Source organism: Nitrospirales bacterium (genome assembly GCA_031315865.1).
Taxonomy (GTDB): domain Bacteria; phylum Nitrospirota; class Nitrospiria; order Nitrospirales; family UBA8639; genus JAGQKC01.
Map to the genome: position 1 here is coordinate 1,926,550 of JALDRJ010000002.1, position 17,243 is coordinate 1,943,792.

At 51.2% G+C, this 17,243-nt stretch carries 15 protein-coding genes and 2 tRNA genes; 12 read left to right on the forward strand and 5 right to left on the reverse strand.

The genetic code is table 11. The features are described 5' to 3' along the window. Positions 1 to 9: 9 nt before the first annotated feature. The 6 genes from MRJ96_08880 (at position 10) to folE (ending at position 4,473) form a co-directional block, all read left to right on the forward strand. Positions 10 to 423, forward strand: coding sequence for a hypothetical protein (locus MRJ96_08880; GenBank protein MDR4501548.1), 414 nt, complete (start codon positions 10 to 12; stop codon positions 421 to 423). Between the two features lie 40 nt (positions 424 to 463). Continuing rightward, entirely contained in the window at positions 464 to 1,411 is a 948-nt protein-coding gene (gene mdh / locus MRJ96_08885; protein MDR4501549.1) for a malate dehydrogenase, read from the forward strand. 221 nt (positions 1,412 to 1,632) lie between these two features. Beyond that, positions 1,633 to 2,931, forward strand: a complete 1,299-nt coding sequence (gene nuoF, locus MRJ96_08890; GenBank protein ID MDR4501550.1) for an NADH-quinone oxidoreductase subunit NuoF — start codon at positions 1,633 to 1,635, stop codon at positions 2,929 to 2,931. Between the two features lie 15 nt (positions 2,932 to 2,946). Then, the gene (locus MRJ96_08895; GenBank protein ID MDR4501551.1) at positions 2,947 to 3,306 is read left to right on the forward strand and encodes a (2Fe-2S)-binding protein; all 360 of its coding nucleotides are present in this window, start codon (positions 2,947 to 2,949) and stop codon (positions 3,304 to 3,306) included. 58 nt (positions 3,307 to 3,364) lie between these two features. Next, positions 3,365 to 3,781, forward strand: a complete 417-nt coding sequence (locus MRJ96_08900) for a 6-carboxytetrahydropterin synthase (GenBank protein ID MDR4501552.1) — start codon at positions 3,365 to 3,367, stop codon at positions 3,779 to 3,781. Between the two features lie 68 nt (positions 3,782 to 3,849). After that, positions 3,850 to 4,473, forward strand: a complete 624-nt coding sequence (folE, locus tag MRJ96_08905) for a GTP cyclohydrolase I FolE (GenBank protein ID MDR4501553.1) — start codon at positions 3,850 to 3,852, stop codon at positions 4,471 to 4,473. A gap of 317 nt (positions 4,474 to 4,790) precedes the next feature. On the opposite strand, the gene MRJ96_08910 is transcribed toward folE, so the two are convergent. Beyond that, positions 4,791 to 5,585 (reverse strand): alpha/beta fold hydrolase, encoded by a 795-nt coding sequence (locus MRJ96_08910; protein ID MDR4501554.1) that lies wholly within the window; start codon positions 5,583 to 5,585, stop codon positions 4,791 to 4,793. Between the two features lie 295 nt (positions 5,586 to 5,880). Here MRJ96_08910 and MRJ96_08915 point away from each other — a divergent pair, with 295 nt between their 5' ends. The 3 genes from MRJ96_08915 (at position 5,881) to MRJ96_08925 (ending at position 8,029) form a co-directional block, all read left to right on the forward strand. Further along, the gene (locus MRJ96_08915) at positions 5,881 to 7,212 is read left to right on the forward strand and encodes a replication-associated recombination protein A (GenBank protein ID MDR4501555.1); all 1,332 of its coding nucleotides are present in this window, start codon (positions 5,881 to 5,883) and stop codon (positions 7,210 to 7,212) included. 156 nt (positions 7,213 to 7,368) lie between these two features. Continuing rightward, the gene (locus MRJ96_08920; GenBank protein MDR4501556.1) at positions 7,369 to 7,614 is read left to right on the forward strand and encodes a ribbon-helix-helix domain-containing protein; all 246 of its coding nucleotides are present in this window, start codon (positions 7,369 to 7,371) and stop codon (positions 7,612 to 7,614) included. Next, positions 7,601 to 8,029, forward strand: coding sequence for a PIN domain-containing protein (locus MRJ96_08925; protein ID MDR4501557.1), 429 nt, complete (start codon positions 7,601 to 7,603; stop codon positions 8,027 to 8,029). Before MRJ96_08920 ends, MRJ96_08925 begins: the two co-directional genes overlap by 14 nt. A 74-nt stretch (positions 8,030 to 8,103) precedes the next feature. Here MRJ96_08925 and MRJ96_08930 read toward each other — a convergent pair whose 3' ends face one another. Together MRJ96_08930 and MRJ96_08935 are read right to left on the reverse strand one after the other, a co-directional pair. Further along, a complete protein-coding gene (locus MRJ96_08930) occupies positions 8,104 to 9,942 on the reverse strand; it encodes an ATP-binding cassette domain-containing protein (GenBank protein ID MDR4501558.1) in 1,839 nt (612 codons plus the stop codon). 100 nt (positions 9,943 to 10,042) lie between these two features. Then, positions 10,043 to 10,118: transfer RNA gene (locus tag MRJ96_08935), tRNA-Ala, on the reverse strand. A gap of 292 nt (positions 10,119 to 10,410) precedes the next feature. Here MRJ96_08935 and MRJ96_08940 point away from each other — a divergent pair. The 3 genes from MRJ96_08940 (at position 10,411) to MRJ96_08950 (ending at position 12,970) form a co-directional block, all read left to right on the forward strand. After that, on the forward strand, positions 10,411 to 11,730 hold the full coding sequence (locus tag MRJ96_08940) for an adenylosuccinate synthase (GenBank protein MDR4501559.1): 1,320 nt from the start codon (positions 10,411 to 10,413) through the stop codon (positions 11,728 to 11,730). Between the two features lie 176 nt (positions 11,731 to 11,906). Beyond that, a tRNA-Lys gene (locus MRJ96_08945) sits at positions 11,907 to 11,982 on the forward strand. A gap of 238 nt (positions 11,983 to 12,220) precedes the next feature. Continuing rightward, complete coding sequence (locus MRJ96_08950; protein MDR4501560.1) at positions 12,221 to 12,970, forward strand: hypothetical protein; 750 nt, start codon at positions 12,221 to 12,223, stop codon at positions 12,968 to 12,970. A gap of 40 nt (positions 12,971 to 13,010) precedes the next feature. On the opposite strand, the gene MRJ96_08955 is transcribed toward MRJ96_08950, so the two are convergent. Both MRJ96_08955 and MRJ96_08960 read right to left on the reverse strand, forming a co-directional pair. Continuing rightward, the gene (locus tag MRJ96_08955; protein ID MDR4501561.1) at positions 13,011 to 14,792 is read right to left on the reverse strand and encodes a ShlB/FhaC/HecB family hemolysin secretion/activation protein; all 1,782 of its coding nucleotides are present in this window, start codon (positions 14,790 to 14,792) and stop codon (positions 13,011 to 13,013) included. Between the two features lie 418 nt (positions 14,793 to 15,210). Continuing rightward, entirely contained in the window at positions 15,211 to 16,899 is a 1,689-nt protein-coding gene (locus tag MRJ96_08960; GenBank protein ID MDR4501562.1) for a tetratricopeptide repeat protein, read from the reverse strand. Positions 16,900 to 17,243 lie beyond the last annotated feature (344 nt).

The window sequence follows — 17,243 nt, forward strand, 5'->3', positions numbered from 1 at the left end:
CTGGTACGAATGAATCAACAACCATCAAATCCAACGGTTCCTCCCTGGTTGTATAAGTTATTTACGGGGCACCAGTACCCCTACGTCCGTCGTCAGGCCAAGTTCGGACGAAAAGATCGTCAGCCGGGAGAAGCCTCGAGAGAACCGACTCGCGAAGAAATCGATGAGAAGTTTTGGGAGATTTATCCTCGTTGTTGGGTGAAAGTCTTGCAGGAAGTCAAGACAGGGATGATCGTGAGTTTCATCGAATTAGGGACCTATGAGCCGGGTACCTATCAAGAGCTGGTCGATGACCCGGAATCGTTTCTCGCCCGGGAATATGGCAAGAAGAAGATCAAGGTCAATTTTTACGAAGGCGATAATTTCGTGTGTACGATTAATTTTAAAGTCGCGGGATGGGAGTCTCACGAGGGAGATCATTAGTCAACTCTCACTCACTTTCGAAATAAATAAAGGTTATCGCATGAAACGAATCAAGGTTACCGTGGTCGGAGCAGGGAATGTTGGTGGATCCATTGCGCAGCGCGTTGCGGAGAAGAATGGGTATGATGTCATACTCGTCGATATTGTCGAGGGCATGCCTCAAGGCAAGGCATTGGATTTAGCCCAGGCGGGTCCGGTCTGTGGGTATGATTCGCAGATTATTGGCTCGAATCAGTTCGAAGAAACCGCGAGGTCTTCCGTGGTGGTGATCACGTCCGGCATTGCCCGAAAGCCTGGCATGAGCCGTGATGCCCTGATCGAAACGAATACGAAGATCGTGTCGTCAGTCGTGAAAGAAATCGTTCAACGCTCTCCTGATGCCATCATTATCATCGTCGCGAACCCTCTCGATGCCATGACCTACGTGGCCTATCATGTCAGCCAATTTCCCAAACAACGAGTCCTTGGTATGGCGGGGATATTGGATTCTGCGCGTTTCCGGGCCTTTATTGCCGAAGAACTCAATGTGTCCGTGGAAAACGTGCAAGCTATGGTTCTAGGCGGCCATGGGGATGCCATGGTCCCATTGATTCGATACACCACGGTGGCGGGTCGGCCGCTTCATGAATGGATGTCTCAGGACCGCCTTGACGCGTTAGTCAAGAGAACGCGTCAAGGCGGGGCAGAAATCGTCAACTTACTCAAGACCGGAAGTGCCTATTACGCTCCGGCTGCTTCAGCGGTTGAGATGATCGAAGCCATCACTCGAGATCAAAAGAAAATCCTGCCCTGCGCGACGCTCTGTGAGGGGGAGTATGGATTTCACGGCTTGATCATGGGAGTGCCGGTGAAATTGGGAGGCTCGGGCGTCGAAGAAATTATTGAATATACACTTTCACCCGAAGAACAGTCGGCTTTGAAACTTTCTGGAGATGCTGTGCGGGAATTATGTCAGAAAGTCGATCGGTTACTTGGCAGGCAAAAGTAACGGCAAGACCATCGCCTTCGTTTTGACTAGATGGCAGGTTTCTTCCAGGCTCGTTTTCGGCGGGCCGTGTGGCAATGTACATTAGTGGAATGGTGATTCTTACTTTGTCTGTCATGCCACGGTTGAGTCGGGAAATATGCTTGACGGGTTGAGAGAGTGAACCGTATAGTGGCGTGAAGATTTGTGACCGTTCATGAGACGATGACGCATTCAGACAAATAATGATAGATCAAGTAACCAACGCTCCCCGAATACTCGCGGGTGCGGACGAAGAACCTTGGAAGATTGATTCGTACGTTCGTCGTGGCGGATACGAAGCATGGAAAGCCTGCGTGATTAACGCGGATCGGGAGTCAGTGATTGCGGTGCTCAAGCACTCGCATCTTCGCGGTCGAGGCGGGGCAGGGTTTCCAACCGGGATAAAATGGGAAAAAGTGTTTCATCATCGCGTCAAGGAACGGTACTTCGTGTGTAATGCCGGAGAACATGAACCGGGGACCTTCAAGGATCGCTATTTATTGAGACATCATCCGCATCAATTGCTCGAAGGGTGTTTGATCGCGGCGTTTACCGTGCATGCTCAAAAGGCCTTTATTTATCTCAACGCGGAATTCGAAGAGGAGCGAGAGCATTTTGAAAAGGCGATCGCGGAGGCCCGCGCCAATGGGCTCATGGGAGAGAATATTCTCGGAACGACGCTCAACCTGGACCTTGAGATTTTTGAAGGCCACGGCAGTTACGTGGCGGGTGAAGAGACGGCTATGCTGGAGTCGATGCAGGGCAGGCCGGCGCAACCCAAGCAGAAACCGCCTTTTTATCCCACAGAATTTGGGCTGTATGGGAAACCGACATTAGTCAACAATGTCGAAACGCTGTCGAATATTCCGAGTATCCTGAGGAACGGAGCAGGCTGGTTCATGCAGGTGGGCACTGAAAAAAGTCCTGGGACCATGTTGTTCTCGCTCAGTGGTGCTGTCAATCGTCCTGGCGTGTATGAATTGCCGTTAGGCACGCCACTGCGCTACCTGATCGAAGAATGCGGACAGGGCATTCCTGATGGACGAGGGCTCAAAGCGGTTTTTCCTGGCGGGCCGTCATTTGCGATGGTTGGTCCTGACGAGCTTGATCTTCCGATGGATTTTGATTCATTGAAAAAGGCTGGAACGGGTTTGGGGTCTGCCGGTGTGATTGTCGTGGATGATGCGACCTGTATGGTGACGCAAACGCTGAAGCTGTCGAAGTTTTTTGAAGCTGAAAGTTGCGGGCAATGTCCGCCTTGCCGGATTGGAACGGGTGAGCTCGCCAAGCTGGTTCAAAAAATCGAGGAAGGGAATGGGACGCAAAAGGATCTGGATCAAATGTTGCAGATTTGCGGTTTTGTCAAGGGTACGGGCTTTTGCACCCTGGTAACCGGAGCCTCAGTCCTCATTCAAAACAGTCTTCGCATGTTCAAGCATGAATATGAAGAACATATCAAGTTGGGGGGATGTCCCTTTTCCGCACAAGCTGCACACGTCTAGCTGAGTGAATCGGTCATGCCACATGTCACGTTCATCCACCCGGAAGGAAAAAGCGGGGAAGTGCCAGAGAATGTCACGCTCCTGGAGGCCGCCGATGTTCTAGGATTTCCCCTCAATCACGACTGCGGCGGGAATGCGTCTTGTACTACCTGTCGCGTGGATGTGGCTGTCGGCGAAGACCATCTTTCGGAAATCGACTTTGAAGAACAAGATCTCTTAGATCGTGAAGCCCTCACCGAATCCTATCATCGCCTTGGCTGTCAGGCCAGAGTCCTCGGGGATGTCATTGTGCAAGTACCGGAGCAAAAGTGGGGAGAAACGACCGCGAGTGATCAGCCTCAGAGCCAACAGACTTCGAGTAAAAACGTGGTGTAATCCTACGTCTGGCCCCCTCATTTACCACATCGACTTCGCATAAGACCGATCACGAATCATGTCGTCACAACTTGCCATTACCCGGTCGTATTATTTTTCAGCCGCTCACCGATTACACACTCCACAGTTAAGCGACGAGGCCAATCAAAAAATTTTCGGAAAGTGTAATAATCTCAACGGACACGGCCATAACTACACCGTTTTTGTGACCGTGAATCAAAAAAATGATTCCCGACCCCACGAGCCACTTGATTGCGCTTCGCTCGATCGCTTTGTGACACGCCATATTGTCGAGCGTTTTGATCATCAACATTTGAACTATGATCCAGCCTTTGACGGTGTCGTCACGACTGGTGAAAATTTGGCCAAGTTGATTTGGGAATTGTTGGTCGATGAACTTCCTGTCGGAACACTCCAAAAAATTGGGGTGCTTGAAACACGAGACAATTATTTTGAGTACGTTGGTGATCGATAGGGATACTCCAGATTAACCGATCGGTCTCTTCAATCGAGTAAGTATTTATTCAAAACACAGGGATTTTTATGGCTAGGAAAACACGCAGCTCTCGCTCACGCACTTCACCCAGCGCATCGGCGATGCATCAGAGTCAGACCAGGGGAGTAGGGTTGGAATCCACGGTCCACACGATGCTCACGCAACTTGGTGAAGATCCCACTCGTCACGGGTTACAGGATACGCCGAAGCGGGTCGCCAAGGCTCTTACGTTTCTCACCAGCGGGTACCAGCAGGATATCGATGAACTGTTGAACGGAGCGCTGTTTCCGATCGACTATGATGAAATGGTGATCGTGAAAGATATCGATTTTTTTAGCTTGTGCGAACATCATATGCTTCCATTCTTCGGAAAATGTCATGTGGGATACATTCCAAGAAAACATGTCGTCGGCTTGAGCAAGATTCCCCGGCTCGTGGATGCGTTTAGTCGTCGCTTACAGGTTCAAGAGCGTTTAACGGTCCAAATTGCCAAGACACTACAAGAAAAACTGAACCCCCATGGTGTAGGCGTCGTGCTCGAAGCCAGGCATTTGTGCATGAGCATGAGGGGTGTTGAAAAACAAAACACCATCGCGGTGACGAGTGAAATGCAAGGCGTGTTCCGCAAACAACAGCAGACGCGGGAAGAGTTTCTTAAGCTCATTCGGTGAGGTAATCCCAACTCTGATTAAAGCCTGGAGACCGGACTGATTGATGTATTGGAGGGAAAGGAGTATGATGGAACCACTACTCAGTCTTTTACGGACTTCCAGGGATGGACTCGTTGCGCAGGAAGCGCAGGCTTAATACGAGGTCATAACTATTCGGGTGTTATGCGGTGTATTCGTGAAGGCTGAGTGTCAAGAGTTTGTGATATTAGTACCGTTTCTCTCTTCAATAGTGCCTGTCCTATTTTCTTCGTCACCACTCGGTGATTTTCCCTGTCGATCCGTCTGATAATTGAATTTCGCAACTCTGCCTTCGGTTTCTATAGACATTTGGAGGCCATAAACGTTCGAACGGCATCATTAAAAGCTTCAGGTTGCTCGTAGTTGGATAAATGTCCGGCATGAGGAATGATGACCAGCTTCGAGTCTGGAATAAGGTCAGCCATATCATGAGAGTCTGAAGGAGGCGTCGCGACGTCGTTCTCTCCTACCAGGATCAGCGTCGGGTGGGAGATGGTTTTTAAGAGGGCTGTTGAATCCGGGCGAGCGGCCATGGCCATAAGATCGACGATGACGGCAGGTGGCTGAGTCGTCAGTATCATCTCCCTGATTGAATCGACGACATCTTTTCTCGTTTCTATCGTCTGAGCCGCGAGCAGCTTGGGGAGCATTATGTCGGCAATCGCCGCTTGGCCCTGTGTGTAGGCGATTTGAGCCGTGGCCATGCGACCAGCCTTCCCTTCCTGACTGTCTTCCTGGGCGCGCGTGTCGGCGAGGATGAGCGCTTTCACCATGCCGGGGAATAACCGGTACAAGGCAAAGAGCGTATAGCCTCCCATCGAGAGTCCGACAAACATCGCCTGTGAGATATTCAAGAACTGTAAAAGGGCGTGGACATCTTTGGCATAGTCTTCCATCGTAAAATTCCACAACAAGACATCTGACTCACCATGACCTCGAAGGTCGATAGTGATGACGCGATAATGTTGCGATAAGGCCTCGACTTGAGGGTTCCACATCATACGGGATAGGGGAAATGCATGGATGAATACGATCGGCGGACCTTCCCCTCTGTCAGAATACGCGAGATTCACCCCATTGACGTACGCCTTCACAGTATCCTCCTTCCTGTCATCTTTGTCTTGCACCTGGTAAGTGTTCTAAAGTCCTGAGGCGTTCCAACAGCAAAACAATAGCGACGGACTTGCCCATCTTGATTTGCCGAAATCCGCTCAATGGTTATAGCATAGCCTTGGAATTTTTCAAGATTTGAACACCTGCAATGGTAGGCCCAATAAGGCAACTGCATGTGCGTGAGATAATTTGCCTTATGACGACCAATGCATCATTCAATCCTCGTGTTCAAGGCCATTTCTCTAGGACACAATGTCGCTTCGAGTGATAAATGATATGAACGAAGCCGAACAATCTGAGTTATTTCCTGTCCAGGGCGATAAGCCGGCTGTTCTGGCGCCTTTGGCCGATCGTATGCGACCTCGAAACTTTTCTGACTTTGTTGGCCAAGAGGGCATCCTGGGGCATGGGACGCCGTTGCGGCGGGCCATTGAAAACCAGACGCTTCCTTCCTTGATTCTCTGGGGGCCTCCAGGATCGGGGAAGACTACGCTGGCCGGATTGATCGCGCAAAAAGTCCGCGGAACATTCGTTCCGTTTTCCGCGGTCTTAAGCGGAGTGCCGGAGTTACGTACCATTCTTAAAGTGGCCGCACAGCGTCGAAAGGCTTCCGGGACGCAGACGATTCTGTTCGTCGATGAAATACACCGGTTTAATAAAGCGCAACAAGATGCGTTTCTCCCCCATGTCGAGCGGGGCGACGTGACGCTGATTGGCGCAACGACTCAGAATCCGTCCTTTGAAGTCATCGCGCCCCTGTTATCTCGGTCGCTCATCGTGCCTTTGCAACAACTTGATGCCGATGCGATGGGGCAGATCCTCGACCGTGCGTTGACAGATACGAAGGATGGTCTTGGTGCGCTCCAGATTTCTCTGACTCCGAACGCGCGTGACTTGTTGATCCGGTATGGAAATGGCGATGCCCGGTCGATGCTCACGGCATTGGACTTTGTCGTGAGTCAGGCTCAGCCATCAACATCTGCGCCTTTGGTCATTGAGCTGGAGGCGGTCGAGGCAGGCCTTCAGAAAAAGGCGCTGCGGTATGATCGGGATGGCGAGGAACATTACAACCTCATTTCAGCCTATATCAAAAGTCTGCGTGATTCAGATCCGGATGGCGCGTTGTATTGGCTCGCACGAATGCTGGAAGGGGGAGAGGACCCGAAGTTTATCGCCAGGCGAATGGTCATTTTTGCCTCAGAAGATGTGGGGAACGCCAACCCCGAAGCGTTGCTGATCGCCACATCCGTGTTTAAGGCCGCCGAAGTGATCGGTCCGCCAGAGGTGCACATCAATTTGGCTCATGGCACGACCTACCTGGCCTCTAGCGCCAAGAGCAATGCCTCGTATGTGGGACTGCAGGAAGCCATGCATGACGCGAAGGAATTCGGCAATCTTCCCGTTCCCATGCATCTTCGCAATGCCGTGACTTCTTTGATGAAAGGTATGGGCTATGGCAAGGGATATCGTTATGCCCATGATGATTCGAAGGCAAAGGACGAGCAGGAACATCTGCCGAAAGAACTCAAGGATCGAACGTATTACCGCCCTCGTGCCCCCCTTTCTCCTCATCAAGACTCAGATGAAGAAGACCCCACCGCATCTTGAGTAAGGGGTCCAAGAGGGAACAAACGTGTGACCCTGTATACGTTTCGCGATAATCTTGAAAACGTCAACAACTCCACTCACAGGCATGGCCTTTGATGTTCACGTAATCATGTGATATGCATCATTACGGGATAAATGCTGATTCGGCAGGCAGCCATGGAACATCAAAAAGTGACTCTTTCTCTTCCCAAAAGCCTTTTAAAAAAGGCCAAAATCGTGGCGGCACAGGAAGAGAAATCGTTGAGTGAACTGATGCGGGAAGTGTTGCGGGGGAAAGTTGAGCAACAGCGAGGCTATAAACATGCCAAGCAGCGGCATCTCGCGCTCCTGAATAAGGGATTGGATCTAGGGACGAAAGGCCGTTCCTCTTCTACTCGAGAAGGCTTGCATGATCGAACCTAAATCCTTTGTCGATACGAATGTGTTGGTGTATGCTCATGACAAGACGGCGGGGCGAAAACGTGGTGCTGCGAGAGAAATACCCCTCAATCAGTGGGATTCAGAGACCGGTGTGTTCAGTACGCAGGTCTTTCAGGAAGTCTTCGTCAGTCTGACCCAAAAGATTCCCGCCCCGATTGACAAGAAGAAGGCCCGCGCCATCATCGAAGATCTTTGTGTGTGGGAAGTCGTCGTCACTGACGAGCAGGCGGTGTTGGCTGCTATTGACTTGCAAGCCAAACACCGGTTGTCCTTCTGGGATTCTCTCATTATTGAAGCCGCCTGCCGGAGTGGGGCTCAGGCATTATATTCGGAAGATCTCTCACATGGGCAGCATGTCGGAAACCTCACGATCGTCAATCCTTTTTTCACGGGTTGAACGCGGGTGTTTGTCATTCTCAAACGATACGAAACAGTAAGCATGACAGAAAAACCTGATTAGCCGTTCAAAAGTCAAAGTTGCTTGAGTTGCTTTTTCGCTGTTTCAAGCTGAGTTGAAAGGTCCGACCAGCGATTCGTGAGTTTTTCGAGCTCCCTTCCCCATGTTTCCCGCTCTTGGTGTAGGGTATTCCAGCGGCTGTAGTCTTGGTAGGTTTTGGGATCGGCTAATTCTTTGTCGCGTTGGCCGAGACGTTCCTCCAGTTTGGTGATGTCTTCCTCTGCTTTGCTCACTTGTTTTTCCAGCCTGGCTACGGTCTTCGACAGTTCTCTTCGCGATGGGCCCGAAGGTTTGCCGGAGTCGTTTTTCGCCTGTGCCGATGTGTCCCGATGCTGTTTCGTCGGTTTGGCTGAGTCGATCGTCTTGGTCGATTGTTTGATCGATTCCCATTCCTGCGCACGTTTCCAGAGATAATATTCATAGTCGCCGATGTAGTCCCGGGCTTGCCCGTCGTCGATTTCCACGACGCGAGTAGCGGCGCGAGAGAGGAACACCGGGTCGTGTGAAATAAACACGATGGTTCCAGGAAATGTCGTGAGCGCATCGGTCAGCACATCTACCGAGGTGGGGTCTAAATGATTGGTGGGCTCGTCGAGCAGCAGGGTATTCGCCGGTTCGATCAACATCCGGGCCAGGGCGACACGATTTCGTTCTCCTCCGCTCAGGGCTTTGATGGGTTTTTTTTGATCGTCGCCTGAAAATAAAAATACGCCGGCGATACTGCGCAAGAAGTTTCTCTCGGCTTGGGGGGCGGCTTCTTCCAGCGAGTCCAGGATCGAATGCTCTGGGTTCAAAATTTCAGCTTGATGTTGGGCGAAGTAATGGACGGAAACTTCATGCCCCAATGTTCGCGAACCCTGTTCGAAGTCCAGCACGCCGGCGAGCATTTTCAGCAGAGTCGACTTGCCGGCCCCGTTTTCACCGACTAGAGCTACCCGCTGTCCACGCGCCACGGAAAAATCCAGGCCGGCATAGATCACCTTTTCTCCGTAGGCTTTGTGAATCCCCTGCAAATCGATCACCTGTCTCCCGCTTGGACGGGGGTCGGGAAACTTGAAGCGAAGCCGTTTCCCATCGCGTTTCTGTTCTATGAGTTTGACTTTTTCGAGTTGTTTGATCCGTGATTGAACCTGACTGGCTTTATTGGCCTGGTACCGAAATCGATCCACGAATGTCTGGACGCGCGCCACCTCTTTCGCCTGCCGGTTGGCAGCCGCGGCCTCTTGCGCATCACGTTCGGCGCGTAATGTTTGAAAGGTTTGATAAGAGCCTCGGTATTCCTGAATCGTGTAGTTTCGGAGTTCCCAGATATGGGTCACCATACGATCAAGAAAATCCGTATCATGACTGATCATCAGCAACGTCATCTGAGTCGAGAGCAGAAACTTTTCGAGCCATGTCTGCGTGATTTTGTCGAGATGGTTCGTGGGCTCGTCGAGCATCAGGACATCTGGATGCGATAAGAGCAGGTGAGCGAGCGCGACGCGCATACGATAGCCGCCCGAAAGGGTTTGCATGTTGCGCTCCCAATCGTCTTCTCCAAACCCGAGCCCCGCAAGAATGCGTTTGGCTTCGTGCTCCGGATACTCATGTCGATGGGTGGCTTCGATGATCGTTCGGCCTGGGAGCGTTTCGAGCTCTTGGGGTAGATAGCCGATTTTCAAGTGCGGACGTTTCCGGACTTTTCCCTCATCGACACCATCAGTTCCTATAATAATGCGAAGAAGCGTCGTCTTGCCTGTCCCGTTTGGGCCGACGAGACCAACACGGGTGTTGGGACGCAAGTGAGCCGAGGCGTTCGCAAATAACGTTTTTGTGGGATATTCTTTACTGAGGTTCTCGATATGAAACATCGTGTTACGGCGTACGGCTACCCGATCGTTCCGATGGGAGCCAACTCATAATGAAGTACGTGTAGGTAAAGCCAGATGAGGAATCGCTACTGAGGAATTTTGGTGGAGCTGGCCGGGATTGAACCGGCGACCTCGTGAATGCCATTCACGCGCGCTCCCAACTGCGCCACAGCCCCACTCGCAAGGGTGATGCTACCACGCGACCTGGAATCGGTCAAGAAATGAGCGCGGTCAAACATGAAACGTGAAAATGAGGGGACGAATGGAGAGGGAGGCCGGTATGAGTGTAAGGCACTGCATATGGTCCAGCGATGACCATCGACGAGGTGGGCGAGAAATCTTTATTAAATATTGACAAAAGAGGCGTCGCGACCTAGGATCATGCTGTACGCTCTGGCAAGTCGTTTGTCAGAGTTTTTTTTTGCTTCTAGGCACAAGGTTGTCGGGTGGTCGTGACAGGGTAAAACTATGGCAAATTTAGTTGTCGTCGGCTCGCAATGGGGTGATGAGGGAAAGGGCAAAATTGTCGACCTGCTCGCGCGCGAGGCGCGCGTGATCGTGCGTTATCAGGGGGGATCGAACGCCGGTCATACCGTGATTACGAAGCGCGGAACGTTTATTTTTCACCTTGTGCCTTCCGGCATTTTATACCGAGGAAAGCTTTGCGTGCTCGGCAATGGCGTGGCTATGGATCCGGGTGGATTCATCGATGAACTGGATGGCTTGATCGCCAAGGGCGTCAAGGTTGGGCGCAATTTGGTGATCAGTGATCGTGCCCATTTGATCATGCCCTATCATAAAGCCATTGATCGTGCCGCCGAGGAAGCCAAGGGCGCCAGGCGGATTGGAACGACCGGCCGTGGCATTGGGCCGGCTTATGTCGATAAAATGGCGCGAATTGGGATGAGGGTCGGAGATCTGTTGAACCCGGATGCGTTTAAACGAAAATTACAAGATAATCTTGTCGAAGTGAACAGTCTTTTGCGCTATGTGCACAAGACGAATGGTTTCCATACCGACAAAATCTACGATCAATATATGGGCTATGCAGACCGATTGCGGGACTATATTACGGATGTTCCGCAGCTTCTCCAGAAAGTGATCAACCAGGGCCAGCCGATTTTGTTTGAAGGCGCACAAGGCACGCACCTGGACATAGATTTCGGGACCTATCCCTATGTGACGTCTTCCAGTTCGTGTGCGGGGGGCGCGTGCATTGGGGCGGGGGTCGGGCCGACAAAAATTGACGCCGTGCTCGGCGTGACGAAAGCCTATACCACCCGTGTGGGAGGCGGCCCCTTTCCAACGGAACTGACCGATGAAGTGGGTGAAGGATTGAAAGCCAGAGGGAATGAATTCGGTGCGACCACTGGGCGTGCGCGCCGGTGCGGATGGTTCGATGCCGTGCTGCTTCGCCATGCCGTCCGCGTGAATGGGCTCTCCTCTCTCGCTGTCACCAAGTTGGACGTGTTGGATGGCTGCCAGGAGCTGAAGATTTGTATCGGTTATCGGCATGCAGGAAAGCTCTATAAGGAGATGCCGGCGGATTTAGATGTGCTGTCCACATGTACGCCCGTCTATGAACGTTTCCCCGGTTGGGATTCTGATACGACCGGGATGGTGTCGTATAAAACGTTGCCGACTCCCGCCAAGCGTTATTTAGCGAGAATTGAAGAACTGACTGAATGTCCTATCGATATGATTTCAACGGGCTCCAAACGGGAACATACTATTATTCTCAAGAATCCCTTAGTCTCGAAAAAGAAATCTACGCGGTCGCATCATTGACTTGGGCGCCGAAATCGTTAGCACCAAGAGCCATGTGATATTTCACGAAACGACGTTTTCCTGAGGGTCTCAGCCATCGGAACAATCGTGCCCAAGCCCACAGTTCGTCTCAGTTTACTGCAGATTTCCACTCTTGTTTGACAACCTCATATGTGGTTGTTAGCATCGCCTCAGGTGAGCCGCTAGCTCAGTTGGTAGAGCATCGCCCTTTTAAGGCGAGGGTCGAGCGTTCGAGCCGCTCGCGGCTCACCAGTTATTCTTCGACTATTCTTACGTGATTCGCAGCTTTCCATCCGACTCCATCCGTTCCTTGCATTTTTCGTAATCATCCACCTATTCGCTTAGGATTTGATGTTGTATCAGTGCATGGCGATGGCCTTTTGAGGGGATTCCATCATCGTGAGTGGGAGACGAATTTTTCTCCTCTTGTCATGACGAATTTCTTCCTGCTTTCTTTAGGTTTACTGAATTTTCAACCGAATAAGAAAGTATGGACTGGTGGAATGCGAAGCCTGAGTATTTACTTCAACAACGTTGCCTATGTGTCGAGTCCTTTACGGCTTTTCGTCGCCTCTTGGTCTGTGTGAGCATTGTTTGCCCTCTGCTTTTAATTCCGCATGATGTATTCGGAATGTCTCTAGAACGAGAACGTGTCGAAGATATGCCTATGAAGGTTATCTCTCACGCTCATCGACTGGTGAAAGCAGGGTACCGCAACAATGTTCAATCCGGATATCACCACGCGTTACTTGATGTCTATCTGGATAAAGACCGTCCTTTCGTGAGGGAAGAAATAGGAAAAGCCTTCGAAGAAAGTGCGAGGCTGATGCGACGAATCGACCCGACCGGATCTCTGTATATCGAAATCTATTGTGATCAACGGGGAGCAGGTGCCTATAGTTTAGCGCTGGGGCACCGGAGATCGTTGCAACTTCAAGCCTATGCGCACGATCTTGGTATGCCTCGGTCGCAAATTCGTGTTGTCAACTTTGGAAATGAAAACCCGCGATGCCGGGATGCCTCAACCAGCTGTTGGGAAGAAAATATTCGAATTCAATCTACGTTCCGGTATCTGGCGATCGTCGAGCCCAAATTTGGTTGCATCGGACGGTTACGCATTCGGACCAATGACAGCCAACTGAGGGACCGGCCTGCCGGGCCATTTCTTCAGAGGCTTCGTCTTGCGCCTGTCGCCTCGAAACGATCGTCCGTCGTCCCTCCTTCGTCCCTGCGTCAATAGATCACCTCCCCACTCGCCTCTCTTCAGGACTGCCGCAGATCTACAATAACGTCAAGACCACCTGCACATGGATTCCGTGATCTTGCAGATTTTGTTGAGGCTCGTGTTTGAGATGATTCAATTGTTGTCCCCAGTAAATACTGGCTTGCACCTGTTGCAGTAACGGATGGGCCTGTTGATGGAAGGAGAAGCGCAGTCCCGCCCCGATGCTGGCAAGGGTCTGTGGCGGTTGGGTATTGCCTTTCGCATCCCACGATCGTCCCACATCGATGAAGGGCGCAAATTGAACGGTGTCTAGCCCCAGAATCGATGGAAGGACGGGTATGCGAGATTCGATCGTCCATAAGAACGCATTGTCTCGAACCAGCTGATTCTCACGGTATCCCCTGACGGTGTAGCGGCCACCGAGGGCGTATTGCTCCAGGGGAAACAGGCGATCGTTTGCCAATTGTAGATCCATGCGTGTAATCACTTGAATTCGGTAAGGATCGAACCGGTGGGCAGCTTGAGCTTGACCGAGCCAGGTAAAGAATTGTCCGTCTGGAATCGAGGATGAGGAGTGAATGGTCGCGCCAAGGACATCAAGTCCGAGACTGAATCGGGACCGTGCGGATAAGACTTGATTGGGACGGCGATCGACCCATTCCTGCGCAAAGCGCAAGACTGAAAAAATGGCCTTTCCCTGGGCCGTCGTGCCCGGAGTGAACGAAAATGGGATGCCGAGCAGAAAGTTTTTGTTTTCAAGGCGTTCTCCGATGAGCGTGATTGCAAACTCTTGCGTTGGGCTTCGATAGATCGGCTGTCGGATGGAAAGCGTGAAAATTTCGGTTTTACTCTTGATGTCTAAGGGCTTGAATGGCGATTCGACGACCGAAAAGTCATTCTTGCGATATTGAAAAATAAATGTCGTATCCCATGGCGTGAAGGGAATGGCATAGCTCCCGTCAATCAGTGGATCGACGCCTTCTGATATTCCCCAGGTGACACTGATGGAATCGCCTAATCCTAAAGGGTTTAAATTCGCGAGGGTAAAAAGACCGCGTTCTGCGCCGACGGTCGGAGATTGGTAGTTATTAAATTCAGCCCATGCACGCCACGGGTTGGTCTCCTGGACACGAACATTCAGAACCCCCAAGCCTGGTTTGAGTCCAGGTTGAAGCTCTGAATTAATTCGGGCAATGCGCTGATCCTGTATAAAGAGTTGGAGTCGGTCGCGAAGTTGATTCAAGTTGACCGGTGGTCCGGCACTCAAATTAAGGCGGCTCGAAAAATACGACGGCCGAAACCACTCGGTACCTTCAATGTGTATGTCCGAGAGTTTCCCTTCGATGACCTGAAAGGTAATCACACCGTTTGCCACTCGTTGATCTGGCAAAATTGCTCCGGAGGTAATATATCCTTTCTGGACATATTGCAGCGTGATGGCGCGCCGGAGTTCCTCGAGTTGCTCGGTCGTCAGTTCTTGGTTGAGATAGGGTTTGACAACCTCCGTTAGTTCCTGAGGCGTCAAGACGGTTGTGCCTACAATGCGGACTTCCTTGACGAACACTTTGAGAGGTGGGGACCCTTCTGGATCTTCTGGAATAGGTGTTACAGGAGGCAGGATGTTGGGAATGTGATCAGGAGGAGAAGAGGGAACTTCGTATTGCGTGATGGGTGGAGGGGAGCCATAGAGGCCGGTTGGATCATCGGTTGGAGGAAGTTGCGACCTGGAAGCGTCATCCCCGAATGTATGATGTGGGAATATCCCTCCAAATAGAATGACACAGCACCCTAAAATCAGAAGAAATTTGTATGTTTTGAGCCGAATGCACTCTATCATAAGAATGCTTTTCGCCTTTCCTTGTATCTTGTCTCCTGAGCGTTGCTCCCTCAACGAAAGAGTAGAGGGAAAAGATAGAAGTATGAATGGAATGTTGAACGCGTGCCCTCCATGAATGGTTTCGCGTCCTTAATGAGAAAGCCCCTACCATAATCAAATTAAAGTAAACAGTCCAATTTTCTCGTTCTCGAAGTGTGGATCAGGCATTCAATCGTAAGACCCGCGCGATATATCGAGGAGGCCAAGATCATGCAGGGAGTGTGTTTTTATCAGAAAGAGCGAGAGGGGAAAGCATGAGAAAGACAAGCGCGAAATGTGTCGGGAAAAAATGGCGACGAGGGTTCCTTGATGCGGCCGTGTTGATATCGCGCAGAATATACGAATGTGGTTGCGGGAACGAGGTTAACGATCCATACGTCTAATACGTCCAGTTCGCGATGACGGTAAAGGCATTTTTGGTATAGTCGTAGATTGGAACTCGCGACTGATTCCGAATTCTTTGATATTGAAAAGCAAGAGAAATGTTGTGGGGCAACGGTTTGATCACTTGGACGAGGTGGGTCTGTTGTGTGTCATACCGAGACCTCAGCACGCCGTGGCGGTTCGTGAAAAGGGTCTGGGCATTCTTGTAGTTCCGCCAATGGACATCGTAGTCATAGCGGATCGCAATGCCTCCCCACGGCAATGTCGCTTGTCCTCCCGTGAGTAATCGGTCTCCCGTATACGAGAACGCACTACCGTCCGTGCTCTCATTATCGTATTGATAGCCGATACGGAGAATCATTCGATCATCGGCGAACCGAACTGCATGAACCACACCGATCATATTGTTGAACGCATCCCGGCTTTCTGTCGCGAATCGCACATCTACATTTGACGTTTCTCGGAAAAACGTCTTGACTTGAAAACGATATTGGGCCGTGGTGAGGCTTCCTACTTGGCCGACGAACGGGAGTTCAAAGATGGGTCCGACGAGGGTGGCCGTAACGGTCGGGGTATGGCGAGCCAAAAATGCCTTGGAATCAAGGAACAGGTAATCGTAGGTGTATTGAACGCTGAGTTGGTACGGAAGGTCAGAGTCGGCCAAGGTGCCACGATAAAATCCCGCCGTGCCGATGGTGTGGTCTTGGATATTGAAGTCATCAAGGCTGTTAAAATTGAGCGTTTGAAAGAAGGAATACGTGGCGGTGGCTTCCCATGGTCCTTTTTTCAGGAACGCATAGTCGCCCAGAATCGACACTAAGATGCCGGGCGCGGAGGTTTGCCGACGTCGTAGGCTGCTAATGGTTGTGTTTTGATCCACGATCCCGCCGACGTTCTGGTTGGGGATGAATCCCGTCTTGTCAGGATTAATCGCCACGTTGTCGTCGTAATAGACTCCAAGACTAAGGCGGGCGGTGAACCGTTTGTCGGCCAGTGAGGCTTGTTTGCCAGCCGCAAGCGCATCGCGTAGTTGAATGGCGCCTTGTGTCAACGGAGACACGGCTCCTGTTCTTAACGACTCGTCGAGTTCGACGATTGCCTGTTCGGGAAGTCCAAGGACCCCCTTCGTCATGCCGCTGTAGAAATGCGTGAGCTGACGAATATTCGGGTTCGAGGATTTGGCGGTATCAAAAGCCGTGAGAGCGTCCTTGTAGTCCTTCTCGCGATACCGTAAAAATCCGACGCAGAATCCCAGGCCATCCATTTGCGGGTCTTTGTCATACGCCTCAAACAGCAGCGGCTCCGCTTGATCGTAGTCATGCAGCGCGAAGTAGGCAAAGCCCAGTTGCGTCCGAATGTACATGTCATCGGGTTTGAGCTGACGGGCCGCTTGTAAGTGTTGTTTGGCGATGGCCGGTTGATTGAGGGCGAGGTTCGTCAATCCAAGGTAATAGAGGACTCTGGCATTCTGAGGGTCACGCTCATGAGCCTGTGTGAGCAGGGAAAGAGCTTCGTCGTACCGTTTCTCATCATACGCGATCGTGGCTTGAGCGAGTAAGACTTCCGCCTCTCCTTGCTGTGCGAGTACGGGTTGGAGACAGGGGAGACTCAACCCCAGGACGAGAAGAAAGAAGACACCTATTCGTAAGGAAGCGTGACACGTGTGCCCTTGAATACGTTGCATAGAGAACGTTCCTCCCAATCTGAATGTGGGATAACAATGAAACTGTACGCCGGCTTTTACGTAAGCCTTCCTGGTTTGTCAAGGGAAAATCCCGCATTCCTCGTCTTCCCGAATGCCGTTACCTTCAATACGTTGAGTGTGTGCTCGCGAAGAATGCCGTTGGAAACAGCGCCTCCAACACGGTGCGCGGAGAATTTGCGGTCTCGTTCGATGGGGATCGGCCTGTTCGAGATGTCTTGCCTTGATATTTAGGAGAGTTATTCTTTTCTTGACAAATTTTTACGAGCGCAGAATCGGTCATGAGTGAAGGAAACGTTGATCGACGAAAAAAAATATTGAGAATC